This is a genomic window from Arcicella sp. GW821-FHT09D11, from assembly GCF_059416265.1.
The window spans coordinates 973682-998222 of the sequence record NZ_JBWKOV010000001.1 but is presented as its reverse complement, the minus strand read 5'-3'; the positions used below and the strand labels follow the sequence as shown (position 1 = coordinate 998222).

The window sequence follows — 24541 nt, the reverse complement described above, 5'->3', positions numbered from 1 at the left end:
TATCATCACCTTAGTGCCAGAAAGTTTTTAGAAAGAATTTGCAACTTCAAAAAACTTCTGTACCTTTGCAGTCCTGTTTTAGAAATATAAGAATTATAAAGATATAATGCCATGAAAAGAACATTTCAACCTTCTGTAAGAAAAAGAAAGAACAAGCACGGATTCCGTGAAAGAATGTCAACTCCAAACGGTCGCCGTACTTTGGCTGCTCGTCGTGCAAGAGGAAGACACAAATTGACAGTTTCTGACGAGAAAAGAGGTAAATAGTCTTATAGTGTGAACAATTTGAAAATTTGAAAATTAGTAGGGTTTGAAATTTGTTTTATGACATTTTCAAATCAGCAAATCTTCAAATTACCAAATTAAAGCATGAAGTTTACTTTCAAAAAGTCAGAACGACTCAGTTCTAAGAAAGTTATAGATAAGCTCTTTGATAGAAAGGGTAGTGAAAAAATCAACTCGGTTTTTCTCTACCCTTTTCGTGTTTCTTATATTTTCAATAATGCCGATACAGCATTGATTGATAATTATATAGCAGAACAGATGGAGGAGGAAACAAATGAAGAGATTTTGGAAGCATCTTCCACCGAAAATCCAGAATCGCCTTTACCCGCTATTTTAATTTCTGTTTCAAAACGATATTTTAAACATGCTGTTGATAGAAACCTCATCAAGCGTCGTACGCGCGAAGCCTATCGTTTGAACAAACAGCTTTTATTGGAAAAACCTTCTTCACAGATTCCAGCATATATTGCTTTTGTGTATATTGCAAAGACGATAGAAGATTATGCCAAAATAGAAAAATCGATGAAAGCGATTTTAAAAAAAATGGTTTAATGACAGTATTTCAAACAAGCTAAACAAATTACGCCAAGCCTGATGAAATACTTCTACAACCTTCTTCGTTTGGTTCTTTGTACAAGCATATAAAGAATCCTTTCCTTAATTGTTTTCTTTAAAAATTTTCTGACAAATGAATATAAAAATGTCTGCTAAGTCATTAATAATCACAGCAATTACTGTGATAGGTTTTTCGTTGGCATCATTTACGGAACCGGGTGAGCGTTTCTTTGAAATTGCCAAAAACTTAGACATTTATGCTACGCTCTTCAAGGAATTGAATCGCTATTATGTAGATGAAATCAATCCCAACAAAACGATCAAGACTTCTATTGATGCCATGTTGAAATCGTTTGACCCTTACACTGTATATTATGCCGAAGATGAAATCGAAGATTACATGACGATGACTACGGGTAAATACAACGGTATTGGTATTGTAACGGGCAATAGAAATGGCAAAATTGTAATTATGCTGATTGATGAAGGAACACCCGCCGAAAAATCAGGATTACGCATTGGGGATGAAATTGTAAAAGTAGATGGCGTAGATTTGGCAGCACGTAAAATCAATGATGCTGGCAAGCTCATCAAAGGACAAACAGGAACAGCCGTAAGGATAACTGTTAAGCGTTATGGAACAGATAAATTAGAAGAAGTTTCTATCGTGCGTGATGTAGTAAAAATGAAAAACGTACCGTATTACGGTATGATTAATAACGAAGTAGGCTATATCGATTTAAAAGACTTTACAGGTACGGCGTCTAAAGAAGTACGTACAGCTTTTACCGAACTAAAAGGTAAGGGTATGAAAAAGTTAGTCCTTGATTTAAGAGAAAACCCAGGAGGACTCTTGAATATGGCAGTAGATATTTGTAATATTTTTCTTCCAAAAGAATCTGAGATTGTTTCAACCAAAGGTAAAGTAGAAGACTGGAATAAGACTTACGTAGGATTGAATGCTGCCATAGACACTGAAATGCCTGTAACAGTATTGACAAACTCAAGAAGTGCTTCGGCCGCTGAAATCGTGGCAGGTGTGATTCAAGATTATGACCGTGGTGTATTAATCGGGCAACGTAGTTATGGAAAAGGACTTGTTCAAATAACCCGTGATTTGACTTATAATACCAAACTAAAAGTAACTACGGCAAAGTATTATATTCCAAGTGGACGTTGTATTCAGGCTATTGACTATAGTCACCGTAATCCAGATGGTAGTGTAGGAAAATTGCCAGATTCGTTGCGCAGACTATTCAAAACTGTAAAAAGTGGTAGAGTAGTGTATGATGGTGGCGGTATTTTGCCAGACATTGAAGTGGATAGACCTTATCCTGCTGCCGTTACTTTAGCTTTATCGAATAGATACATTCTGTTTGATTATGCCATTAAATATCATTTTGACCATCCGTCGATTAAACCAGCGAAAGATTTTGAATTAACAAATGCTGAATACAACGACTTTGTAAAATGGGCAGTTACACAAGACTTTGATTATACCACTCAGGCTGAAAAAGACCTTAACTTATTGGAAGCATCTGCTAAAAGAGAACGCTATTATGAGAATATCTCTGAACAACTAAAGTCTCTTAGAAATAAACTTTCGCATAGCAAAGAAGCTGATATTATGAAGTTTAAAGACGAAATAAAAACAGCTTTAGAACAAGAAATAGTAGTGCATTATTATTTACAAAGAGGTACGCGTGAGCAATCTTTCGCCAAAGACCCTGAAATTCAGGAGGCTTTGAAATTGTTTACAGATATGCCACGTTATCAATCAATTCTGAAAGGAAATTAATCGATAATGCATTAATAAAAGAGAACAATATTACGGATGGCGGTAGAGAAATCTATCGCCATTTTTATTTGCCATAGCTTGGATGTAATTTTGTAGGAAATTAATTATTAATATTCCAATGGCATTAATCCTTAGCATTGATACTTCCACCAAAGTATGTTCGGTTGCTGTTCATCAAGATGGCAAAATATTGGCTTGTAGCGAGCTTTTTACTGAAAAGTCTCATTCAGGAATGTTAACCACCCTTTGCGAAAATGTAGTAAAGCAATCAGGGTTTACTTTAAGTGAATTAGACGCTATCGCTGTGGCCAAAGGTCCGGGTTCTTATACAGGGTTACGCATTGGGGTTTCTACGGCCAAAGGTTTTTGTTTTGCGTTAGACAAACCTCTGATTGCTATCAATACTTTAGAGGCAATGGCTTATCAAGTAAAAGATTTTTTTCCTGCGAATTATTTGCTTTGCCCGATGATTGATGCTAGAAGAATGGAAGTATATTGTACTATAGTAAAGACCAATCTAACCAGTATAGTAGAGACAGAAGCGAAGGTTATCGACGAATATTCTTTCCTTGATTTACTCAATACCCAGCCGATAGTCTTCTTTGGTGACGGAGCAGACAAATGTCGAGAGTCTATCTCACATAATAATGCCAAATTTTTAGAGATACCTATCCTTCCTTCTGCTAAAAGCATAGGGTATTTGGCAACTAAATCTTTTGAAGAATCGTTATTTGAAAACGTAGTGAGCTTTGAACCTTTCTATCTAAAAGATTTTGTAGGAACTCAGCCAAAGAAAATATAAACCGATTCATTAAATCGTAAGCGATATGGAAGATATCATTATCAATAAAGTAGCTAGTAGCGGTCTAATCTCATTCGACCTTGAGGAACTTTACCACAAAGGAGAGCGAGTGGTATATGACCTTAAAGATAATCTTTTTATGGGCATGATTTTAAAGGAAAAAGACTTTAGAGAATTCCTTAAAAATCATGATTGGTCGCAGTATGAAGGCAAAAATGTCGCAGTTATCTGTTCAGAAGATGCTGTAATTCCTACTTGGGCCTATATGCTATTGACTTTGAAATTACAAGACTTTGCCAATTGTATTGTTTTTGGAGATTTAAAAGCCTTGGAAGACAAGCTATTTTATGAAGCCCTTGCTAAGATTAATCCAGAAGAATATCGTGGAGCAAAAGTTGTCATAAAGGGTTGTTCAAAAGTACCCGTACCAACTAGTGCTTATGTAGAAATAACGAGATTATTTAAGCCTTATGTGCAATCATTGATGTTTGGGGAGCCTTGTAGTACGGTGCCTTTGTATAAGAAAGCAATACAACGAACTAGTAGTTTAATCAATCAATAAACCAATAAGAGGTCGCCCATCAATGAGCGACCTCTTATTATTTATTGAACAAATGCTTTCTCTTTTCTTTTTCCCAAGAAAGGTAACCAGCTTTCTTCTATACTTCCACCAAAATCTCTTAAAAACATCACAAACGAAGGTTTATAAGGTTTGGTTTTTAAAGGCATTCCTGCTTCTTCTGGGGTAAGGTCTCCTTTTCTTGAATTGCATCGCTTACAGGCGGTAGCAAGGTTATCCCATGACGTTCTTCCCCCTCTTGACTTGGGCAATACATGATCTAACGTTAAATCTTCTGGTGTTCCACAATATTGACATTGCCCGCCGTCACGTCTAAAAATGTTCTGCCTTGATAGCATCACGCCTTTATAAGGCAAATACACATAGCGGTGTAAACGAATGACCGAAGGCATGGGGAAAGACTGAGAGACACTTCTTAATTGTTCAGTGGCAGATTCAGATATTAAATCAGCTTTTTTCAGGAAGACCAACAAAAAAGCTTTAGGAATCGAACAAACGGTTAAAGCACTATAATCTTGATTTAAAACTAAAACTTTCCGACCCATAATCCTTAAATTTTAATGTTGAAAGAATATACTTGAACTCGTGATTGCTTTTGTAAATATCTACTGATTGATGTGTTTTTAAGAGGTGTTTTTAATGATTTGGTAAATTACTGATAAATCTTGAAAAAATAACGTCTTGCTACACTTTTTTGTTGCGCTTAATCTTTTGTTAATCAGAAGTTTATAATAGCATTAAAATCAGCAAGAAGGCAATCTAAGGATGTCGCCTCAATAAATTTAATGGCAAATATCCTTTAGTAAAGTTTTGAATGAAGTTTTTTATTGAGATAAGCGTAACTTTGTAGCATTGATTAATAAAACGACAAAAGTAAATCGCATAATGACCGATCGTTACATGCAAAGAGGTGTTTCTGCCTCTAAAGAAGACGTACATAAAGCCATCGAAAAACTTGATAAAGGGCTTTTTCCGCAAGCATTTTGTAAAATTTCTCCAGATATGTTAGGTGGCGACGACACCTATTGCAATATTATGCACGCCGACGGTGCAGGTACTAAATCATCATTGGCTTATCTTTATTGGAAAGAAACAGGCGATATTTCTGTGTGGCGTGGCATTGCTCAAGATGCCGTGGTGATGAATACGGATGATTTAATTTGTGTGGGTGCAACCGATAATATGTTGCTATCAAGCACGATTGGTCGTAACAAAAACCTTATTCCAGGCGAAGTAATTGCTGAAATTATTAATGGTACTGAAGAAGTACTAGAAATGCTAAGAGACAATGGTATTGGTATTTGGAGTACTGGTGGCGAAACAGCAGACGTTGGCGATTTAGTAAGAACAATCATTGTAGATTCTACCGTGATAGCTAGAATGAAACGTTCAGACGTGATTTCTAATCATACTATCCAAGCAGGAGACGTAATTGTTGGCTTAGCTTCCGACGGACAGTCGAACTATGAAAAAACATATAATGGTGGAATGGGTTCTAATGGCTTAACTTCTGCGCGTCATGATGTCCTTGGTCATTATTTAGCCGATTTATATACTGAAAGCTTTGACCCTGCCGTACCGAAAGATTTGGTATACAGTGGCTCAAAACGTCTGACTGATGAAGTAGCAGGAGCGCCATTGAACATAGGTCAATTAATCCTTTCGCCAACTCGTACTTATGCACCCGTTGTAAAGGCGATATTGAACGAATTAAGACCTGTAATACATGGTATGGTACATTGTTCGGGTGGAGCCCAAACAAAGGTGCTACATTTTGTAAATAATGTGCATATTATCAAAGATAATCTTTTTGCTTTGCCTCCATTGTTTAAAATGATTCAGGAAGAAAGCAATACAGATTTTAAAGAAATGTATAAGGTATTCAATATGGGGCATAGGCTTGAAATATATATCAACCCACAATATGCCCAGACTTTGATTGATATTTCAAAATCATTCGGAATTGATGCGCAGATTATTGGTAGGGTAGAAGGCTTTGAAGGTAAACAAGTAACGATTCAATCTGAATTTGGAGAATTTGTTTATTAGGAGGCTATTAATTAAAATCAAAACCAATAATTCCTTCTAAAACGTAGCGGTAACTCTTGCGGTTATTGATAGAAAGACAATCACTAGGGAGGGACTTAAGTCCCTCTCTAGTGATAATAAACAGAATTGTTGAGGTCTTGTTTGTTTTCTCTTTTTAAGGAACATTATATAAAACACGAACTTTTCCTATTAGGGGGTGACTTAAGTCACCCCCTAATAGGAAAAGTTCGATAAGGGATTGATAATTATATTAAATCCTTTAAAATCAGTCAATTAGTCTTTAAAACGAAAAAGGGTTACAACTAAGTTGCAACCCTTTTTCTATTGTAAAATATCAGTTAATTACTTAACTTCAACTTCAGCACCAGCTTCTTCTAAAGATTTTTTCAAACCTTCAGCTTCGTCTTTAGATACACCTTCTTTAACAGCTTTTGGAGCTCCGTCAACTAAATCTTTAGCTTCTTTCAAGCCAAGACCTGTTAAGTCTTTCACCAATTTAACTACTGCTAATTTGCTAGCACCAGCAGATTTCAAGATAACATCAAATGATGTTTGTTCAGCAGGAGCTTCAGCAGCGTCACCACCACCAGCGTTACCAGCTACAACTACTGCAGCAGCAGCAGCAGGCTCGATACCATACTCATCTTTCAAAATTGCTGCTAATTCATTAACTTCTTTTACAGTTAAGTTCACTAATTGCTCAGCGAATGCTTTTAAATCTGCCATTGTATTAAGATTTTTTATTGTTTACGATTTTATTAATTTACTATATGTTTTTGTACTTGGAAGCCTATTTCAATTTGAAAATAAGCTAATTTGGAAATTTGAAAATGATTTTAAGTAACTGTAAAATAAATAATGTGTTGTATAAATTAAAGCACTGTATATCAGTATTTTAAACTCATAACTTATTACTCACAACTCATCACTTATGAATCATCATCAAGTTTGAAAATTAACCTTCTCTCTCTGAAAGAGTTTTAAGGATGCCAGCTAATTTGCCACCGCTGCTTTGAAGAGCAGAAACAACGTTTTTCGCAGGAGATTGTAATAATCCAACGATTTCGCCAATCATCTCTTGTTTAGACTTAACATTTTCAAGAGCAGCTAATTGATCTTCTCCGATGTATAAACCTCCTTCAATAGAAGCACCTTTGAATTTAATTTTATCTTTACCTGCTTCTTTTTTGAAGTCTTTGATCAATTTCGCTGGAGTCTTAGGATTTTCTGGTGAGAAAATGATTCCTGATAAACCTTTGAAAACTGTATCGTTAAATGAAGTATAGTCTACTCCAGTTGTTTCCAATGCTTTTGCGATAAGCGTGTTTTTAACGACACGGTACTCAAAACCACGTTGGAAACACATTCTTCTAAATGCGTTTACTTCTGCAACAGTTAAACCACCGGTATCTGTAATATAGAAGTAAGGAGTAGCTGCGAACTTTTCGCCCAACTCTTGGATAATTATACCTTTTTCTTCCTTTGTCATGATTACAAACCTTTAACTGTTCCTTGGTCAATTTTAACACCCGGAGACATTGTAGAAGACAAATTAACTGACTTCACGTATGTTCCTTTGGCTGAAGATGGCTTCAATTTCAACAAAGTGTTGATAAGTTCCTGAGCATTTTCAGCTAATTTCTCAGGAGTGAATGAAACCTTACCGATAGAAGTGTGGATGATACCAGTTTTGTCAACTTTGAAGTCGATTTTACCAGCTTTCACTTCTGTAACAGCTTGTCCAACGTTCAAGGTAACAGTACCTGATTTTGGATTTGGCATTAAGCCACGAGGTCCTAAAACACGACCTAAACGACCTAACTTAGCCATTACGGTTGGCATTGTGATGATTACATCAATGTCAGTCCAACCTTTTTCAATTTTTTGGATATATTCATCCAAACCAACAAAGTCAGCACCTGCCGCTTTTGCTTCTTCCTCTTTATCAGGGCTACAAAGTACAAGTACTCGTACTTCTTTTCCTGTTCCATGAGGCAAAGCAACCACGCCACGAACCATTTGGTCAGCTTTACGAGGGTCAACCCCCAAACGAACGTCGATATCTACTGAAGAGTCGAACTTCGTATATGAAATCTCTTTCAAAATTTCAGCAGCTTTCGTAAGTGAATACGATTGCGTTGCATCAAATTTTGATTGAGCTTCTTTTTGCTTTTTTGTTAACTTAGCCATTATTCTTTTCAATTTGAAAATTTGAAAATGAGCTAATTCGAAAATGACATTGAAATTAAAGTTGATTAAAATCAATCTTCTAATTTTCAAATTATCTAATCTTCAAATTAGAAAGGTTTTTCTCCTGTTACGTTCAAGCCCATTGAGCGAGCTGTACCTGCTACCATGCTCATTGCTGACTCGATGGTGAAACAGTTTAAATCAGGCATTTTTGTTTCTGCGATTGTACGTACTTGATCCCAAGATACTGAACCAACTTTTTTCAAGTTTGGCTGAGCAGAACCCAATTTTACTTTCGCTGCTTCCAACAACAAAATCGGTGCAGGAGGAGTCTTTACTACGAAATCAAAAGATTTGTCTTTGTAGTAAGTAATCAAAACTGGAAGAATAACACCTGGTTTATCTTGTGTTCTAGCATTAAACTGCTTACAGAACTCCATGATATTCAAACCCTTAGAACCCAAGGCTGGACCAATTGGGGGTGATGGGTTAGCGGCACCACCTTTGCATTGCAACTTTACGTAGCCTGCTATTTCTTTTGCCATTATGGTAAAAATTTAAAATCGTTTGAGTTATTGAAAATTTTCTGCCAATAAGGGTGGAAGCTTCCTTACCTGAAAATCCTCGGGTGTTTCATGTAGATTATTTTGTAACTAAACAATCTGATTCACAGTCATTTGAAAGTACTTATAGGCAATTTTACCTGACTGCGCTATGAAACGGACTGCAAAATTACGGCTTTCTTGTTAATATACAAATAGTTATGAAAGAATTTGAAGAGTTTTTTTTAATCAGTGGCTTTAATAGACAATATCGCTGAGAATAATTCGTAAAAAGAATAAGGACAATTAATTGATTGAAGATTAGTCGAAGAATTTCAATAAATTATGTTGATATTATTGAGCAAATAATATTTCTATTTAATGCTAGAATAATGCTATATGATATAACAATGTGCAAAGGGGGCGACTGTCCGAAGAAACACCTTTGCTACCGACATACTGCTGATATCGAAGGAAGACAGGATTTTTTTCCTAATCCTCCTTTCGATTTCGAGCAAAATACTTGCGAATTTTATTGGCAAGATGTTCAACGGTTTGAACAAATTAAAGCACGTGCCTATAATCAGTGGCTTGACGAACGCCGTCCACGAGATAGAGCTTTAGACCATTGGCTAAAAGCTGAAAAAGAATGTATTTACCAATGGAGTCAATGGGATAAATTGAGCTAAACCATTATTTACGGTACACACAACTCTTGTTATCAGCCTTTTTGTAGTACGATTTATAATTGGTTGCTTTAGGGTCTGTACAGCCTTTTAGGTTTAACAATTCAATATTACGGAAATCGATTGCATGGCTTTCGGCTTGCATCGCTATATAGCCTCCCTTTAAAGGTTGTCCATCTTTTTTAATCCACTCAGCACCATTATCAATTTTGGCTTGCTTCCAGTCATATTCAGGACTCACAAAACCTCCACCAATATGTAGCTTTTCAAATGTCAACACAGTATCGCCTTCAATAATATGATGGATTAACGAATCGCCAAAAACAATGGCCTCAGCTTTTACCCATTGATCACCATTATATGTTTTTGAATTTGAATCAGTACAATGGTCTGTTACAATTTTACCATTCATATATACTTCCGTCCCTGGCGTACACAAATTGCCCGTATGACGCTCACCTTTACCCAAGCCACCTAATAGCTGTAATTCTAAAGACACAGGGAAGCTTTGCCCTTTTGATAAACTCTTAGCTGATTGCGAATGCAACATTACGCCACTGTTTCGTACATTCCATGATGCCCCACCAGCCAATTGTTCACCTTGAAAACGGTATTCAAAGCGAATGATATAATATGAATAGGGAGTTTTGTAATAAATATGTCCAAACTTATCGTCAAAGGTTTTGTATTGATCATAAGCTACCCGCATCATTCCATTTTCTACGCGGAATGTGTTTTTATAATTTACATTAAGGTCTTCTCCTGCAATCTTGATGTCCCATCCATCTAAGTTTTTCCCATTGAATAGTTTAATCCATTCTTGTTTATCAGCTTTTTTTTGAGCTAGCATTGAAAATAAACAGCCGTTTAATAAACAGATTAAAATAAGGTATTTTTTCATCGTTATTGATTTAAGATAGATTTTAAAATGAATTTAATCTTATAAGATAATAATCGTCCAATTTACTCAAATGTTAACGATTGTTAATGAAAATAAATAGACTAAACTATTGAAAATATCCGCAATCTAACCGACATAAAATTAAAAACAATACTATTATGAAAGCAATGCATATTCAACCTAACACTTCGATAGAAGTTGGTTCTAAAAGTAAAATCAAATTAGCTACTGTTATTTTAATGGCAAGCATTAGTCTTCACTCTTTTGTAGGTGTTGCTCAACATGGTGACCGAGGTAGAGACGATAGAGGGAAAAATGACAAGCATAATGATAATAACGGAAGAGGAAACGAAAGAGCACGCGTTGATAACCATGTAGACAGAAACGACAACCGTGGTAATGGTGGTAATAATAATGGTGCCTATAATGGTGGTGGTAATAATAGATACGATAATAACAATCGTGGGAATGACAGATATGATAATAATCGTAAGGTGATTGTAAACAGACGACCAGTAGTGAACCAAACAACGGTTGTGTATAGAAACAATACTCCCAACTGGCGTTATGCATCTTTACCAAGACGTAATAGTGTGGTAAATGTAGCACCAAGCACATCTATCTCTGTTTCTTTCGGTGGTATTAATTTCCGTTACGATAATGGGGTGTATTATAGACCTTATCAAAACACGTATGTGGTTGCTCCTGCACCTATAGGTATCAGAGTAAAGTATTTACCACGTGAACACAGAGTGTTTAACCTTTATAATCGCCCTTATCATTACTATAATGGTGCATATTATGAATATCAAAACAATGATTACGTAGTGGTACCTCCTCCAATCGGGGCATTAGTAGAAAGTATCCCTGATGGCTATGAGCAACTACAAATCAATGGCGACACATATTATATTGTTGACGGTATTCAATACAGAGCCGTTTTACAAAATGGAGAAATATGGTATGAAGTGATAAAAATAATCAGTTAGGTGTTTAGATGTTAGAAAGGTATCGTGCCATTGGTCGATACCTTTTTTTATGAATAAGCTAAGCAATATAAGGAAGTAATAACCTAAATTCACAACCTTCACCTAATTTGCTTTTTAGTAGGATAGTGCCTTTATGACCTTCTACCATTTCTTTCACGTAATAAAGTCCCAGCCCAAAGCCTTTTACATTATGTACATCGCCAGTGTGTACCCTGAAAAACTTATTAAATACTTGTTTCTGGTCTCTTTCTGAAATCCCTATACCATTATCTTTTACCGATATCATTAAATTATTACCAATATTTTCAGACGTGATAATGATTACTGGCGGACGTTCGCAATATTTAACCCCATTGTCGATTAAGTTGTGAATAATGTTGGTAAAATGTAGCCTGTCAACTTTGATTATGCTATGCGTAGCTTTTAAATCAATAATTAACTCTCCATTTTTTTCTTTAAACAAAGGTTCACAGTTGATGGATAATTCGTTGATTAATTCATGAATATCTACTTCTTCAAAATTAAGCTTATCTATTTTTTGAGCAATATTGGCCGTTTGTAAAACCGTATCGACATTCTTTTTTAAACGGGCGGCTTCTTTTCTGATAATAGCAGCATAGCTCAATAAACGTTCTGGGGTATTGACTATCTCTGGCTTCATCAGCACTTCGCTGGAAATGGAAATAGTAGATATTGGCGTTTTGAATTCATGCGTCATGTTATTAATAAAGTCGTTCTGAATTTCAGAAAGTCTTTTTTGTTTAAAAATCAGCATCAAGGCATATACAAAAAAGGCCATTACTACTAGTAAAATAGCTGATGAAACAAACCAATTGTCTAGGTCGCTTAAAAGGAATAATTTTTTATCAGGAAAATGAACTCCGAAATAATAATTATGAATATCTAAATCGGGAAAATGATAAGAACTGGTAGAATCTGAGCGGTCGCAGTTTTCGGAATGACATACAAAAGACGTATATCTGATATTATCCTTCAAACAGTCGTAAATGCCAAATTCAAAATTGATGCGAATATCATTATGCGCAAACTCCTGTTTTAAAAACTCCTCCAAAATCATGTGATTGATGGTATCGTTTACCTGAACAGTATAGTAGTTTGAAGTAACTCGCTCTACAGGGTCAATGATTTTGTTGTTAGGATTTTTGTTGAATGCTAATATTCTTTTGCAAACTACTCTCAAAGCGGCCGTAGTTCGTTGGTCAAAATCACGGTCTTGGATATTGTAAGCTTGATTAAACCAATAATATTGCACAACAATTACTCCTCCTAAAAGCAGGATAGATAAAGCAACAAATATTCTGAGTGTTTTTGCATTCATGGGTAATAGCCTTTAGGCAATGATTTAATGACTAAAAGACAAAAGATAGTAATCCTTTAGTCATTAAGTCTTTTAGTCATTAAATCCAATAAGAAGTCTAATAACGACAACGTTTTTTGCTATAACATTAGTTTTTTACTTAACAATCATTAACAATTGAGCGACGAGTTGAAAACTCGTGCTACTCAGTGCTATTTTTTCTATAAATCCCCTAAGATACCCAATACCAAACTTGCCGAATTATAAGCCGCTACATATTCAAAAGTTTTCATATCTAAATGTGCTTTTGAATTGGCATTATCGCTAATACTTCTAATCACCAAACAAGGAATTTTTTGTTGAAAACATACTTGTGCCACTGCCGCACCTTCCATTTCTGTAGCATCTGCACCATATTTTATCCGCAATTCATCCACTTTTTGATTGGAGTTTACAAAAACATCACCTGTAGCAATAACGCCCGTCATCACGTTAAGATTTCTGGTTCCTACAATCCTATAAGGTGTTTTCTTTGAAATACCCTGTGCTTTTTTTAGCAATATTTCATCAGCAGGGAAATAAATAGGGTTCATTTCTACATAGGCAGGATTTCGGGTAGGGCGAAGTGTAAATCCAGTAGAATCGATTTTGCCGTAATCATGTTCAAAAGTAGATTTCGCAATCACGATATCACCCGGTAGCAAGTCTGGATGAATACCCCCTGCAATACCCGTGAAAATCAACTGTGCTGGATTCCAGTTCATTAATAAAATAGTAGTAGTCATGGCAGCATTTACTTTGCCCACACCCGTTAAAGCAACTACCACAGAACGCCCACGAAGTTCACCCGTTAAGAAACGAATGCCTTTTAGGTTTACTTCTTTTTTGTTACTCAGCGAATCTTCCAGTAATTTCACCTCTTGACTAAATGCACCCAAAATAGCCGTTAATGGCTTTTGAGCCTGAATTTGTAAACTAAATAAAAGTAGGATAAGTATTTTTTTCATTTGTTGATTAAGTGATTGGTGAATAGTAATTAGTAATTAGGGTTGGGTTCGCAATTAGACTTTTAACTATGTATGATAGATGTCTAATCACTAATAACCAATTACTAATCACTTCAAGAAATAATTAAAGACAAAACAGCAAAACCATCTATCACCCAAAGAGCAGGCGATACTTCTTTAGGTTTGCCAGCGAAAACCTTGATGATTGTCCAAGACAAAAATCCCCAGATAATGCCTTGTGTGATAGAATAAGAAAAAGGAATTAAAACCAAAGCCAAAAATGCAGGGATGGCATCATCCATTTTAGCCCAATTGATTTTGGTAATGGGCTTCATCATAAATACGCCTACCACTATTAAGGCAGGAGCCGTAGCAATAGCTGGAATTACTGATAATAGAGGTGATAAAAACATAAAAGGCAAAAACAAAATACCCGCCGTAATAGCCGTTAAACCCCTGCGTCCACCTTGTTCTATCCCCACTGCCGATTCTATATAGGCCGTTCCGGGGCTTGTCCCTAAGATTCCTGCTAATAAAGTAGCCACCGCGTCTGTCAGCAACGATTGTTTGATATTACGTGGCTCACCATTTTCGTCGTACAGATAGGCAGCCTCTGCCAAGCCTACAAAAGTAGAAAGGCTATCGAACATATCAGTAAAGACAAAAGCAAAAATGATAGGAAATAAAGCAAATTTGAAAGAATGGATGATATCTAGCTGAAAGATTAAGCTAAAGTCTGGTGCAGCTATCAAGCCATTCCAATTGACTAAAGTCTTTTGTCCGAAGTTAATAGCTGATGCATCACCCCACATTCTACCGATTGGAATAGCCAGTAAAGTAGTGATAACGATGCCTATGATAATAGCTCCTTTTACATCCCGTACTATCAAGATGGCTGTTAGTAATAACCCAAAGAGAAAAGTAATGATGATAGGATTATGAAAACTAGCAATACTTACCAACGTAACAGGATTGGCAATGATAAAATGAGCATTTTCAAAACCGATGAGACTGATAAACAACCCAATACCTGCCGAAATAGCAAAACGAAGGGGTTTAGGAATAGCCTTTACGATATAAGTGCGCAAATTGAAAATGGATAAAATCAAGAAGAAAACTCCCGCCCAAAATACAGCACCCAACGCTACTTGATAGGAAATTCCCATGCCCTTTACTGCCGTAAACGTAAAGAAGGCATTCATACCCATGCCCGGAGCCACAACAATAGGGTTTTTAGCATAAAGCCCCATCATTAAACTACAGAAAAATGAAAGTAAAACTGTAGCAGTCAATACCGCATCGAAGGGCATTCCTGCCTGCGAAAGAATTGAGGGATTAACAATGATAATATACATTGTAGCCAAAAAGGAACTTATACCAGCAAGTATTTCAGTTTTTTTAGTTGTCGGAGACATAAAATAAGGTTTTTGTCTAAAAATAAGGATTGTTCACCAGAAAGACAATAAGAATGAACCTTCGGGCTTTATATTATACTTTTGTGGGAAGAATACTTTATAAACCATTTATCCAATGCAATACTTTTTAATATTTTTAGCTTTTTTATGCGGAGCCGTTTTCCCTACACAAGCAGGTTTGAATGCTAAAATGGCAAGATTGGTCGGCAATCCAGTATTAGCTGCCTTGTTGTCTTTTGCTACGGGATTGATAGCCCTTACTGTATATGCTATTGTTACGCGTATTCCTTTGTCACAATTTAGTCAATTTAAAAATGCTCCTTGGTATGTTTGGTTGGCAGGAATTTTAGGGGCGTTTTATATCAGTACCGTTATCGTATTAATGCCACGCTTGGGTGTAGCTTTGACATTTGGTTTGATTGTAGCAGGACAAATGACGGTTTCGTTATTATTAGACCATTTTGGTTGGCTAGATGCCCCCGTCAGAGAAATATCATTGGGCAGGATTATCGGTGCATTTTTCTTGATAATTGGCGTAATCTTAATTCGTAAATTTTAGCGGTGTATTTAAATTTATAGACAAATAAATAGGCTATTTTTTAATACAAATATGTACTAAAAAATAGCCTATGAATGAGATTTTGACCGAATGCTTAGAATTTCAGACTTACACCAGCCATTACGTTAGTACCAGCTTGTGGATAATAGAAGTTTTCAGTATAAGATACTCCTTCAGCAATATAGCTATACGTATAACCATTAGATTCATAAAGGGTATTGAAAAGATTGTTTACCAAGAAACTAAAGCTTACTTCTCTCAATGTCTTTCCTTTGATCGTATAAATGGCACAAATATCATTGGTGAAATAGGCATTCAATTTACGGTTTTCGTTAGAGGTATTATCCAAATATTGTTTTCCTACATATTTAGACAATAAGCCTAATTCTAAACCCTTCACAGGGGTATATAATATTTGTGAACCTACGATTACATTAGGTGAAAAAGCAATATTTGTTTTACTCAAAGTAGGTAAAAGCGTTTCTGATTCAGTATCGTAATTATAGATTGACTCTGTAAAGTTTTTGATTTTGTTTTCTGAGAAAGTAGCATTAGCATTTACTTTCAAAGATTTGTTAAGTTGTACACCTGCTTCTACTTCTATGCCCAAACGATAACTTTCTGGTACATTTACACGAATTGCACTACCAACGTCATTTAGTTTTCCTGTCAATACCAATTGGTTATTATAGTTCATAAAGTAACCGTTCACTGCAAAAGCCGTTTTTCCTGTCTGAGTTTTATAACCCAACTCAAAATCATTCAGTTTTTCTGATTTTGGCGTTTTGCCTACGTTATCCACAAAGTCTGAGCGACTAGGTTCTTTGTTGCCCACACTATAGGAAGCATACGCAGAAGTGCTCGGTGATACTTGGTAACTTAAACCAACTTTAGGATTAAAGAATTTGTAATCTACTTTTTGTCCAATATTCAACAGGTTGTCATCAGTTCCTTTAATCTCATAATTGATTGTTCTGAGTTGTAAATCAGCAAAAGCGTTTAATTTCTCGGTGAACTGATAGAATGCTTTTGCATATACATTAAAATCTACCTTTTTAGAATTACCATCATAATAGCGGTCGCCTATTTTTGAAGTAGAAGCATATTGAGCCCAGATAATTTCGCCATAATTTCTACCATCGTATTCGTTCAATGCACCTCCAAAATTGGCCGTTAGCTTTTTACTTCCTTGATAATCAAAAGAGAATGTAGTACCATAAAAATCATTATCCAACCATTTACGACGCACCAAATCTGTCTTAGTAATAGTTGTTGCACCGAATACTACATTAGGCAAACCATATTTTGATAATTTATCTTGCTCTTTGAATTGCTCATAATATCCACGTCCATACGTATAATGGAAATTCAAGTTGAAAGTCCAAGCATTTGATAAACTATGAGAAGAAAGCAATTGATAATGGTCTTGCTGATAGTTATCCGTTTGGTTAGGATACGTATATAAATTGAAAGTACGATTGGTTGCTAGAGTAGCTTCTGGAACACCTTCCCAAGCTTGATAAGTCTTTTCTTTGCCAGAAAATACATTCAAACGAACAAAAGATTTTTTGCCAAAATAAGCACCAGAAAGATAAAATGATTTTAAGTCAGAAGAAGCACGATCGACATATCCATCCGAAGTCACTTTAGACAAACGAGCATCAAAGGTAAATTTATCATTTACCAAGCCTGAGCCCACTAAAAGAGTGTTTTTTAAAGTATTGAATGAGCCATAAGCAGAGTTGATTTCGGCATAAGCCTGTTTTCTGAATTCGTTTGTAGAAACATTAATCGAAGCCCCAAAAGCACCAGCCCCATTGGTGGAAGTACCTACACCACGTTGAATCTGGATAGAACTAACCGAGCTAGCCAAGTCAGGGGTATTAACCCAAAAAGTACCTTGTGACTCAGCATCATTTAATGGAATGCCATTAATTGTCACATTGATTCTGGTAGCATCAGTCCCTCTAATTCTTACACCTGTATAACCTACTCCCGCACCTGCATCCGACGTAGAAACCAACGAAGGCGTAAAGTTTAGTAACTGAGGAATGTCTTGTCCAAGGTTCTGTTTCTGAATATCTTCTTTAGAAACATCCGTGAATGCGATAGCAGATTTGGCATTAGCACGGGTAGCACTTACGACTACTTCATCTGCCACAAAAGTAGATTTATGTAAGACAAAATCGAAAGAAGCATCTTTTTGTAAATCAATTACTTGTACATTTTTCTCGTAACCAACAAAACTAATTCTCAACGTATAAGTACCTTTTTTTACATTTTTGAGGAGGTATAATCCCTGTGCATTGCTTTGTGTACCTCTTACGGCACTTACTAAGGTAATATTTGCACCAGCCAAAGGTTTGTTACCCTCAGCATCGACAATTTTACCAGAAATAGTGTACTGAGCATACGATTGAATAGAGAGGAAAAATACTAAAGCAATCAATGTTGAATAGCTTATAATATTATTTTTCTGATTTACCGATAGGCGAATCATAGCAACGAACTGATTGAGAACACCTGTTTGAACAAACAGATTTCTTGAAGTAGTCGTTAAGTTTTTCATCTTTGAAAAGATTAACAACAGGCAAAGGAGTCAAATCCCGTTAGATTTAACAATGTGAAACCCTATGTAATTGATTGATTTTAAATCTGTTCACGTAACCTAAACGCAAAACCAAATTTACAAAATCCCTTCGACGGAATTACCCGCATCAGGTTCAGTGGGTATAATCTCAGCCCGTTATATTAAGGCACCCCTTTTTGTGATTGTGGAACAAAGGTATAACGAAAATTGATAAATTGTACTTTTGGAGGATATATAATTTTTTGATTTTGAGACTTTAGGGTTTTGGACTTTAGGATTTTTAGACTTTAAGACTTGAGGACAACGTATTTTTTACCCGCAGATTTTGGAGATTATATTCGCTGATTTGCGCGGATAATATATTGTCAGCGTAAATCAGCGGTTTTTAATCTGCTATATCAGTGGGTAAAACTTTATGGTGAATTACTTTACCCGCAGATTTACAAAGATTTTTCCGCAGATTATCGCAGATATTTATGTTGTCAGCGTAAATCAGCGATTTTAATCTGCTATATCAGCGGGTAAAACTTTATGACAATTCAACACTCACCACTCCTAATTCATCACTTCAATCATCTTGGTACTTCGATTTTTTGAAGAATCTGAGCAATGATGTCTTCTGGTGTTGAGCCTTCCATCTCTTTTTCTGGAGTAAGAATAATTCTGTGACGAAGTACCGCAGGGGTAAGCTCCTGCACATCTTCTGGTGTTACAAAATCTCTACCTCTGATAGCTGCCAAGGCTTTTGACGCATTTAATAAGGCCACAGATGCCCGTGGTGAAGCACCCAAATAGATGAATTTTGAATTACGGGTTTCATGAATAATCTTGGCGATATATTCTAAAATTTTAATGTCAACGATAGATTGTCGTACTTTTTCGCGTAAAGCTGTTAATTGAGCTGGCGTCAAAATTCTATCAATCAATTCCACAGGATTACTAGATGCCGCACTAGAGCGAGTATGATTACCTTGGAGGATTTGTACCTCCTCTTGATAAGATGGATAGTTGATGATGATTTTAAAAAGAAAACGGTCTAATTGGGCTTCAGGTAAACGGTAAGTTCCTTCTTGCTCAATAGGGTTTTGTGTCGCCATTACTAGGAACGGAAAAGACATCGGATAAGTAGTGCCCGAATTAGTAATTTGTCGTTCTTCCATTACCTCAAACAAGGCCGCCTGAGTTTTAGCAGGGGAGCGATTTATTTCATCAATCAAGATAATATTTGAAAAAATAGGGCCTTTTTTGAAATCAAACTCGGCTGTTTTAGGATTAAAAATAGCTGTTCCTAATACATCCGAAGGCATCATATCAGGCGTAAATTGAATACGGCTAAAATCTGTAGAGATAGTTTTTGCCAACAATTTAGCAGTAAGTGTTTTCGCTACGCCAGGAACGCCCTCTAACAAAACATGACCATCAGCAAAGATGGCAGTCAACAATAAATCAATAGTATTTTGCTGACCGATGATAATTTTCCCGATTTCTGCTCTGATATCGGCTACTGCTTCTTGTAAATCGCTAAGGTCTATTCTTGATTCAAATTCCATGTTTAATTGTGAATTAGTGAGTTGTGATTTAGTGATTGATTTTAGTTTTGAGTTAGTGAATGGGTGATTGATTTTAATTTTTATTAAGTGAATTGTCATGGCTTGACTATTCGATTAATGAGTTATCATTTCTTTTAACTTACTAACTCACAATCAATTACTAACTCCCTCCTTCACAACCCAAATCAATCACTAAATCACAATTCACTAACTCACAACTATCTTACGTGTTCTTATAAAATGCTTCAATGTGTTTATTAAAGTCAACCAAATCTTTTTCTTGAACGTGTTCGCTACTTTGCATGGTTGCTACATAATCGAAAAGGTCGTTAATTTCGACAATGGGTAAATTAGTCTTACGACTTAAATCGTCTCTAAACTCCTGATCTAAAATTGTAGTTTTCAAATGAAATTTATGTCTGATATAGGCCAATAAATAAGCTATTTTCTTATCTGAAATTGCCTTATGGTCTTTTTGATTATAATACAAAGCACCAATAGTTTCTACAAAACTCAACGAGGTATTTTTAGTTATTTCGATGATAGGAATAATGCGTTGACGGCGTTTACCTTCAAAAATCAAATAAATCAACAGCGAAACCAATGTAATATAATAAGCCCATTTTAGTGCAGGCTGACTAGCAATAAATTTGAAGGGAGAACTATCGATATCGTCTTCACCTTTAGCATATTTTGATTTTAAAATACTTCTATTGTTTTTGCCAAAACCTATAATGTTTACATATTCATCCCAGTAGACTTGTTGTTCGGGTAAATAGGATAGCGCCTTGAAGGCATAATCAGCATTATTGGCTTTTAACAGATAAAAATTAGAAAAAGCTTTAGGCACAGTGCTCAAATAAAATGAGCCTTTCCCAAAAGGAATTTTAATAAAATTAGCCTCGCCAGTGTGATTTTTGCCTAAGATGATAGCATTGGTAGTGACACGTTTTGTTAAACTATCTTTCTTATAATTCAACTCAAAATAGGCACTTACTGATTGGTGATGATAACGAAAGGCTTTGGGAGCTTTAAGCTGAGGATTTTCTAAATTGATAGTAACAGAATCTGTAGTAAATGTTTGGTTATAATTTGTTTCAAAATGTAGCGTATCTTTTAATCCATAGAAATCCTCCGCAGCAATAAAGGCATTATTCCCTTGATGGACATAGTCTAATAGTTTTTTACGATTGATAGAATCTACCCTAAAATACTGATACACATAAATATAATTGCTCTTTGTATTTTTTATAGTAGCAGCTGCTCCCTTTGCATAAATAGGCACTCTACCATCAGAAATTTTTTGATTCCTGAATACTTCTGGTAGTAATTTATACAATAACTCGCAACCATAAGGGATTTTATCTTTACTCGAATACGTCTGAGTCCAATCGATAGGTTTTGGCGTGTAGATTTCTACCAAAACGAATCCCAGTATAGTTAGAGAAAGAATTAAGAGGTAAAAACGATGTTTTTTCATACGTACTATTCTGAATCGCTACCATCGTCGGTGATGGTGGTCAGACTAATAATTTTATCGTTTTGAACCATTATTTCCAAGAAAGAATCAGTTGTGCCAAACCTTACACTGATAGTAGTTATCCAGTCTTCTACAGAGTTATCCACATCTCTGAGCTTATATGATTTCGGAAAGCGTTTTTTCACTTTTGCCATATTATCACCTACTTTCAAGTCAGATAGATTATCAATTTTAAACTTAGGCGTTTTTAATTCAAAACCACTTAGTGTTTCGTCCATGACAAAAAAGACATCTTTGCCATAAAAATATTCTTCAAAATGATTTGAAAGTTGTGCATCTTGGGTTTCTTCTTTTTTTACTGAATCTGGCGACCCCAATTTATCTAAAATTACGCCATAATTAGCCCCTAATTTAATACCCGCCACACTCATTGTATAGTAATCTAGGGTGTCATAATCGTCTTCGTCATCATACATTTTTGAAGTGTGTGATAGAGGCTTGAATGACGACAAAGCCATTAATACCAAAACGGACAAGAGCGTAATTGAACTGAAATATTTCATGTTTTTATGAACGATTTAGATACTTAACTGTATTAAATAATTTGATTACTAAATTTTAAAAAATCCTCTCGAATTTCAACAAAATGTTCTTCATCAATCGGGAAATCTCCATACCAAGTGTACTCAAATTGACGTGTTACCTGATTGAAGCTAGCTTTTAATTTTGATGATTGTAATTCATAAACGTAAGATTGATTAGTTTTATTGATTTGCCAATGAATCAATCCTGCATCACTTAGTTCTTTCAAGGCCTTTAAATAGTATAGTCGTACGGCAAGGCGATAATTTTTCTGTGCGACCGCATCAGTAATGGCTTCGTTAAAATTTATTTGATGAATATTTTCTTCGATGGTTTCATAGGGAATATCATACTTAGATTTCTTGCTGAAAAGTCCATCAAAATTAACACCAATGAGTTTTAAAATAACAAAAACCACTACCGACGCTATAAAGAAATAGGCAAGTCCTTTCCAAAAATAAGGATTCCCCACACCAGATAAACTTCCTGAAAGCCATTCAAAGAACTGACGCAACAAACGCCTCCACCAAGTTTCTACATAGTTTACTTGCTCAGTACCATATTGGTAATCTTTTAGTTTTCTGAAAGCATTTATCTGGCTTTCTTGTGGCTTTCTGACGATTACTTTTGAAGAATCAACCACGACAGCCAGACTATGAAAGGAAGTATACGCTGAAAGCAATATTAAATTTATACAAATGTGATAATACAATCTAATATTCTTCATCTTCATTTTCAAAAGTTTTCTTCTGACCAATGGCTGAAATCTGTGGTTTTAGCGATGTGCCATCTTTACGTTCTACCAAATTAAAATATTGAAAAGCAAGTGCCACATACGTTAAAGATGAAACTAGTACTCTACCAATGGTAGCAATAATGCTCGTAATAATTAAGGGAATGTTTTCCGAGGCTCCACCACCAATTTTCAATACCTTCATGATAGTAACGATGACAGAGGGAGCCGAAAATACTAAAGAAAGAAAATAATTGATAATGGCAAAAACCATTATTAAACCAAACGTCGACCACCATTTTTGCTGAATCAAATAGTTGGCTCTACCAAAAGCATCCCAAACGCTGATATCCTCAAATGCTACGATTGAAGTATTTAGAATAAAAATAATTCCTAAATAAATAATGGTAAGCAACGCCAATAAACCAGCCAGAAACATGGCTAAATTAGCAGAAATGCCAGAACCTGCTCCTGAAACAATAAGGCTAATAAAAAAGCCAAATACTAATAACACACCAGCTAATGCCAGTGTTACACTTAGAATACTTGATAGAATGGTGAGGTACAAAGTTTTTACACGTGCCCAAACCATTTCTATGGTAATTGTCCGCGGTTCATCTGAATAGAGGTATTCAATAATAAAAGCATATACAGTACTAGCGACCATAACGCTTGCAAAAAATAAAAAGACCAATGAAAGGAAATAGTTTGCAGAAAACAGGTAAGCTGTATTTCTACCCATTATTTCTCCGAACAGTTCTGCTGGAGAACTGTTTTTAGAACCCTGACCAACGTTTCCTACTTCTAGTGCCGCTATTTGAACAAGCCCACCAAAAATACCTCCAATCAATACTAGTGGGCCCGTAAGGTATAATAAAGACAAAAATAGTGTTTTAAAATTGGCAGTAATAAAATTAAAAGTTGCATTTATTTTATCACTAAAATCTCGTTCCTGTTCAAAGATTATTTTGGGTGTTTTTTCCATTTTTAACTCGATTTAATTGTATAGGGTAAACTACAAAATACCAGATAATAAACAAAGCAGAAGGCAAAATAATCATCAAACTTGGTATCAGTGAAAGATGTTTGCGGGTAAGAAAGCTTTCAATAAATCCTGCTACGATAAATAATGGTACTAGGCCAATAATAATTTTTAAGCCCTGTCTAGCACCTTTCTTGAAGGATGCAAGTCGGGTAAAAGTTCTGGGAAAAAGAAGGCTATTGCCCATTACTAAGCCCGCACAACCTGCAATAACAATGGAGGAAATTTCGAGTGTACCATGAAGCCAAATAGTTAATAAAGAAGTTTCTAAAAAACCATGTTGATAACAGAAATACTGGAATACACCCACCATAATACCATTAAAAACTAAAAAATAACCAGTACCTATCGAGAATAAAATTCCCATCACAAAAGTGATAAACGATACCTTGATGTTATTGATGGTAATCATAAAAAACATCGTGATTTCATCCTCATTTCCATAAATAGCCAGAGGGTCACCTTTCTCGATGTTTTCTAAAGTCATCTCAACATAGCCATCCCCCAAAATTAGCCTAGCAAAAGAATCATCATAAGCAGCCGAAACAGCCCCTAGTAGTGCTGAAATAGTGAAAATGATAAAAGAAAAAAGTAATTGTCGCTGAGAATTATAAAACAAAGTAGGGAGTTCTATTTTCCAAAAGGTGATAAAACGGCTTGCCTTTTCTCGTTTATTCGCATAGATTTTACTAAAAAGATGGGATGTTAATCCATTAAGGTATTGAGTAGTTGGCGAAACTGGATAAAAAGTACGCGCATACGAAAGGTCGTCAGTCAACTCTACAAACCTTTCTGAAAGGATGTCAGGATTTACATTGAGTGAGTCTTCCTCAAATTCCTGCCATTTATCAAGGTTATGCTTTTTAAATAGGGCTTCCCGCATGGGTT

The 24541-nt window shown here is 35.6% G+C and carries 25 protein-coding genes and 1 riboswitch; of the genes, 9 read left to right on the top strand and 16 right to left on the bottom strand.

All coding sequences use genetic code 11. The features are described 5' to 3' along the window. The first annotated feature begins 111 nt into the window (after positions 1-111). The 5 genes from rpmH (at position 112) to AC07N0_RS04240 (ending at position 4002) form a co-directional block, all read left to right on the top strand. Entirely contained in the window at positions 112-267 is a 156-nt protein-coding gene (rpmH, locus tag AC07N0_RS04260; protein WP_309921952.1) for a 50S ribosomal protein L34, read from the top strand. A 102-nt stretch (positions 268-369) separates the two neighbouring features. Further along, positions 370-837, top strand: coding sequence for a ribonuclease P protein component (gene rnpA / locus AC07N0_RS04255; protein WP_494588237.1), 468 nt, complete (start codon positions 370-372; stop codon positions 835-837). A 136-nt stretch (positions 838-973) separates the two neighbouring features. Continuing rightward, positions 974-2638 carry a S41 family peptidase gene (locus tag AC07N0_RS04250; protein ID WP_494588236.1) on the top strand — a complete coding sequence of 555 codons (1665 nt, stop codon included), beginning with the start codon at positions 974-976 and terminating at the stop codon, positions 2636-2638. A 118-nt stretch (positions 2639-2756) separates the two neighbouring features. Further along, positions 2757-3440 carry a tRNA (adenosine(37)-N6)-threonylcarbamoyltransferase complex dimerization subunit type 1 TsaB gene (tsaB, locus tag AC07N0_RS04245; RefSeq protein ID WP_494588235.1) on the top strand — a complete coding sequence of 228 codons (684 nt, stop codon included), beginning with the start codon at positions 2757-2759 and terminating at the stop codon, positions 3438-3440. A gap of 25 nt (positions 3441-3465) precedes the next feature. After that, positions 3466-4002, top strand: coding sequence for a DUF2480 family protein (locus tag AC07N0_RS04240; RefSeq protein ID WP_494588234.1), 537 nt, complete (start codon positions 3466-3468; stop codon positions 4000-4002). 41 nt (positions 4003-4043) lie between these two features. Here the strand turns inward: AC07N0_RS04240 and AC07N0_RS04235 are convergent, their stop codons facing one another. Beyond that, the gene (locus tag AC07N0_RS04235; RefSeq protein ID WP_309921971.1) at positions 4044-4565 is read right to left on the bottom strand and encodes an HNH endonuclease; all 522 of its coding nucleotides are present in this window, start codon (positions 4563-4565) and stop codon (positions 4044-4046) included. A gap of 340 nt (positions 4566-4905) precedes the next feature. Between AC07N0_RS04235 and AC07N0_RS04230 the strand changes: the two genes are divergently transcribed. After that, complete coding sequence (locus tag AC07N0_RS04230; RefSeq protein WP_494588233.1) at positions 4906-6069, top strand: AIR synthase related protein; 1164 nt, start codon at positions 4906-4908, stop codon at positions 6067-6069. Between the two features lie 342 nt (positions 6070-6411). Here the strand turns inward: AC07N0_RS04230 and rplL are convergent, their stop codons facing one another. The 4 genes from rplL to rplK all read right to left on the bottom strand — a co-directional run bounded on the left by rplL (position 6412) and on the right by rplK (position 8804). After that, the gene (rplL, locus tag AC07N0_RS04225) at positions 6412-6795 is read right to left on the bottom strand and encodes a 50S ribosomal protein L7/L12 (protein WP_184129288.1); all 384 of its coding nucleotides are present in this window, start codon (positions 6793-6795) and stop codon (positions 6412-6414) included. Positions 6796-7024: 229 nt separating this feature from the next. Further along, positions 7025-7558 (bottom strand): 50S ribosomal protein L10, encoded by a 534-nt coding sequence (gene rplJ / locus AC07N0_RS04220; protein WP_492800978.1) that lies wholly within the window; start codon positions 7556-7558, stop codon positions 7025-7027. A 2-nt stretch (positions 7559-7560) separates the two neighbouring features. Beyond that, on the bottom strand, positions 7561-8259 hold the full coding sequence (gene rplA, locus AC07N0_RS04215; protein ID WP_492800977.1) for a 50S ribosomal protein L1: 699 nt from the start codon (positions 8257-8259) through the stop codon (positions 7561-7563). A 107-nt stretch (positions 8260-8366) separates the two neighbouring features. Continuing rightward, the gene (rplK, locus tag AC07N0_RS04210; protein WP_309914709.1) at positions 8367-8804 is read right to left on the bottom strand and encodes a 50S ribosomal protein L11; all 438 of its coding nucleotides are present in this window, start codon (positions 8802-8804) and stop codon (positions 8367-8369) included. Between the two features lie 389 nt (positions 8805-9193). Here rplK and AC07N0_RS04205 point away from each other — a divergent pair, with 389 nt between their 5' ends. Further along, on the top strand, positions 9194-9490 hold the full coding sequence (locus tag AC07N0_RS04205) for a DUF2934 domain-containing protein (RefSeq protein WP_494588232.1): 297 nt from the start codon (positions 9194-9196) through the stop codon (positions 9488-9490). A gap of 4 nt (positions 9491-9494) precedes the next feature. Here the strand turns inward: AC07N0_RS04205 and AC07N0_RS04200 are convergent, their stop codons facing one another. Further along, positions 9495-10388 carry a 3-keto-disaccharide hydrolase gene (locus tag AC07N0_RS04200; RefSeq protein WP_494588231.1) on the bottom strand — a complete coding sequence of 298 codons (894 nt, stop codon included), beginning with the start codon at positions 10386-10388 and terminating at the stop codon, positions 9495-9497. Between the two features lie 158 nt (positions 10389-10546). Here AC07N0_RS04200 and AC07N0_RS04195 point away from each other — a divergent pair, with 158 nt between their 5' ends. Continuing rightward, a complete protein-coding gene (locus AC07N0_RS04195) occupies positions 10547-11377 on the top strand; it encodes a DUF6515 family protein (protein WP_494588230.1) in 831 nt (276 codons plus the stop codon). Positions 11378-11435: 58 nt separating this feature from the next. Here the strand turns inward: AC07N0_RS04195 and AC07N0_RS04190 are convergent, their stop codons facing one another. The 3 genes from AC07N0_RS04190 to AC07N0_RS04180 form a co-directional block, all read right to left on the bottom strand. Further along, positions 11436-12716 (bottom strand): sensor histidine kinase, encoded by a 1281-nt coding sequence (locus AC07N0_RS04190; RefSeq protein ID WP_494588229.1) that lies wholly within the window; start codon positions 12714-12716, stop codon positions 11436-11438. 200 nt (positions 12717-12916) lie between these two features. After that, positions 12917-13702: a 5'-methylthioadenosine/adenosylhomocysteine nucleosidase gene (locus AC07N0_RS04185; protein ID WP_494588228.1), complete on the bottom strand. Its 786-nt coding sequence runs from the start codon at positions 13700-13702 to the stop codon at positions 12917-12919. A gap of 113 nt (positions 13703-13815) precedes the next feature. Next, positions 13816-15117: an NCS2 family permease gene (locus AC07N0_RS04180; protein WP_494588227.1), complete on the bottom strand. Its 1302-nt coding sequence runs from the start codon at positions 15115-15117 to the stop codon at positions 13816-13818. Between the two features lie 115 nt (positions 15118-15232). Between AC07N0_RS04180 and AC07N0_RS04175 the strand changes: the two genes are divergently transcribed. Beyond that, positions 15233-15676 carry a DMT family transporter gene (locus AC07N0_RS04175; RefSeq protein WP_492800970.1) on the top strand — a complete coding sequence of 148 codons (444 nt, stop codon included), beginning with the start codon at positions 15233-15235 and terminating at the stop codon, positions 15674-15676. A 94-nt stretch (positions 15677-15770) separates the two neighbouring features. On the opposite strand, the gene AC07N0_RS04170 is transcribed toward AC07N0_RS04175, so the two are convergent. The 7 genes from AC07N0_RS04170 to AC07N0_RS04140 form a co-directional block, all read right to left on the bottom strand. Beyond that, on the bottom strand, positions 15771-18176 hold the full coding sequence (locus AC07N0_RS04170; RefSeq protein WP_494588400.1) for a TonB-dependent receptor: 2406 nt from the start codon (positions 18174-18176) through the stop codon (positions 15771-15773). Between the two features lie 177 nt (positions 18177-18353). Beyond that, positions 18354-18450, bottom strand: a riboswitch (TPP riboswitch). 388 nt (positions 18451-18838) lie between these two features. After that, complete coding sequence (locus tag AC07N0_RS04165; RefSeq protein WP_494588226.1) at positions 18839-19816, bottom strand: AAA family ATPase; 978 nt, start codon at positions 19814-19816, stop codon at positions 18839-18841. 223 nt (positions 19817-20039) lie between these two features. Next, positions 20040-21296 (bottom strand): DUF4350 domain-containing protein, encoded by a 1257-nt coding sequence (locus AC07N0_RS04160; protein ID WP_494588225.1) that lies wholly within the window; start codon positions 21294-21296, stop codon positions 20040-20042. Between the two features lie 5 nt (positions 21297-21301). Then, entirely contained in the window at positions 21302-21859 is a 558-nt protein-coding gene (locus tag AC07N0_RS04155; RefSeq protein WP_494588224.1) for a hypothetical protein, read from the bottom strand. 32 nt (positions 21860-21891) lie between these two features. Next, the gene (locus AC07N0_RS04150; RefSeq protein ID WP_494588223.1) at positions 21892-22605 is read right to left on the bottom strand and encodes a DUF4129 domain-containing protein; all 714 of its coding nucleotides are present in this window, start codon (positions 22603-22605) and stop codon (positions 21892-21894) included. Further along, on the bottom strand, positions 22592-23596 hold the full coding sequence (locus tag AC07N0_RS04145; protein WP_494588222.1) for a hypothetical protein: 1005 nt from the start codon (positions 23594-23596) through the stop codon (positions 22592-22594). Before AC07N0_RS04145 ends, AC07N0_RS04150 begins: the two co-directional genes overlap by 14 nt. Next, positions 23568-24536, bottom strand: a complete 969-nt coding sequence (locus AC07N0_RS04140) for a stage II sporulation protein M (RefSeq protein WP_494588221.1) — start codon at positions 24534-24536, stop codon at positions 23568-23570. Before AC07N0_RS04140 ends, AC07N0_RS04145 begins: the two co-directional genes overlap by 29 nt. Positions 24537-24541: the final 5 nt, after the last annotated feature.

Coding starts and splice junctions, on each gene's coding strand:
- AC07N0_RS04185 (WP_494588228.1), bottom strand. CDS start 13,702: ATGAAAAAAATACTTATCCTACTTTTATTTAGTTTACAAATTCAGGCT.
- AC07N0_RS04205 (WP_494588232.1), top strand. CDS start 9,194: ATGCTATATGATATAACAATGTGCAAAGGGGGCGACTGTCCGAAGAAA.
- AC07N0_RS04200 (WP_494588231.1), bottom strand. CDS start 10,388: ATGAAAAAATACCTTATTTTAATCTGTTTATTAAACGGCTGTTTATTT.
- AC07N0_RS04155 (WP_494588224.1), bottom strand. CDS start 21,859: ATGAAATATTTCAGTTCAATTACGCTCTTGTCCGTTTTGGTATTAATG.
- AC07N0_RS04195 (WP_494588230.1), top strand. CDS start 10,547: ATGAAAGCAATGCATATTCAACCTAACACTTCGATAGAAGTTGGTTCT.
- AC07N0_RS04190 (WP_494588229.1), bottom strand. CDS start 12,716: ATGAATGCAAAAACACTCAGAATATTTGTTGCTTTATCTATCCTGCTT.
- AC07N0_RS04230 (WP_494588233.1), top strand. CDS start 4,906: ATGACCGATCGTTACATGCAAAGAGGTGTTTCTGCCTCTAAAGAAGAC.
- AC07N0_RS04140 (WP_494588221.1), bottom strand. CDS start 24,536: ATGCGGGAAGCCCTATTTAAAAAGCATAACCTTGATAAATGGCAGGAA.
- tsaB (WP_494588235.1), top strand. CDS start 2,757: ATGGCATTAATCCTTAGCATTGATACTTCCACCAAAGTATGTTCGGTT.
- AC07N0_RS04240 (WP_494588234.1), top strand. CDS start 3,466: ATGGAAGATATCATTATCAATAAAGTAGCTAGTAGCGGTCTAATCTCA.
- AC07N0_RS04165 (WP_494588226.1), bottom strand. CDS start 19,816: ATGGAATTTGAATCAAGAATAGACCTTAGCGATTTACAAGAAGCAGTA.
- AC07N0_RS04250 (WP_494588236.1), top strand. CDS start 974: ATGAATATAAAAATGTCTGCTAAGTCATTAATAATCACAGCAATTACT.
- rplA (WP_492800977.1), bottom strand. CDS start 8,259: ATGGCTAAGTTAACAAAAAAGCAAAAAGAAGCTCAATCAAAATTTGAT.
- AC07N0_RS04160 (WP_494588225.1), bottom strand. CDS start 21,296: ATGAAAAAACATCGTTTTTACCTCTTAATTCTTTCTCTAACTATACTG.
- AC07N0_RS04175 (WP_492800970.1), top strand. CDS start 15,233: ATGCAATACTTTTTAATATTTTTAGCTTTTTTATGCGGAGCCGTTTTC.
- AC07N0_RS04235 (WP_309921971.1), bottom strand. CDS start 4,565: ATGGGTCGGAAAGTTTTAGTTTTAAATCAAGATTATAGTGCTTTAACC.
- AC07N0_RS04170 (WP_494588400.1), bottom strand. CDS start 18,176: ATGATTCGCCTATCGGTAAATCAGAAAAATAATATTATAAGCTATTCA.
- rplJ (WP_492800978.1), bottom strand. CDS start 7,558: ATGACAAAGGAAGAAAAAGGTATAATTATCCAAGAGTTGGGCGAAAAG.
- rpmH (WP_309921952.1), top strand. CDS start 112: ATGAAAAGAACATTTCAACCTTCTGTAAGAAAAAGAAAGAACAAGCAC.
- rplL (WP_184129288.1), bottom strand. CDS start 6,795: ATGGCAGATTTAAAAGCATTCGCTGAGCAATTAGTGAACTTAACTGTA.
- AC07N0_RS04150 (WP_494588223.1), bottom strand. CDS start 22,605: ATGAAGAATATTAGATTGTATTATCACATTTGTATAAATTTAATATTG.
- AC07N0_RS04145 (WP_494588222.1), bottom strand. CDS start 23,596: ATGGAAAAAACACCCAAAATAATCTTTGAACAGGAACGAGATTTTAGT.
- AC07N0_RS04180 (WP_494588227.1), bottom strand. CDS start 15,117: ATGTCTCCGACAACTAAAAAAACTGAAATACTTGCTGGTATAAGTTCC.
- rplK (WP_309914709.1), bottom strand. CDS start 8,804: ATGGCAAAAGAAATAGCAGGCTACGTAAAGTTGCAATGCAAAGGTGGT.
- rnpA (WP_494588237.1), top strand. CDS start 370: ATGAAGTTTACTTTCAAAAAGTCAGAACGACTCAGTTCTAAGAAAGTT.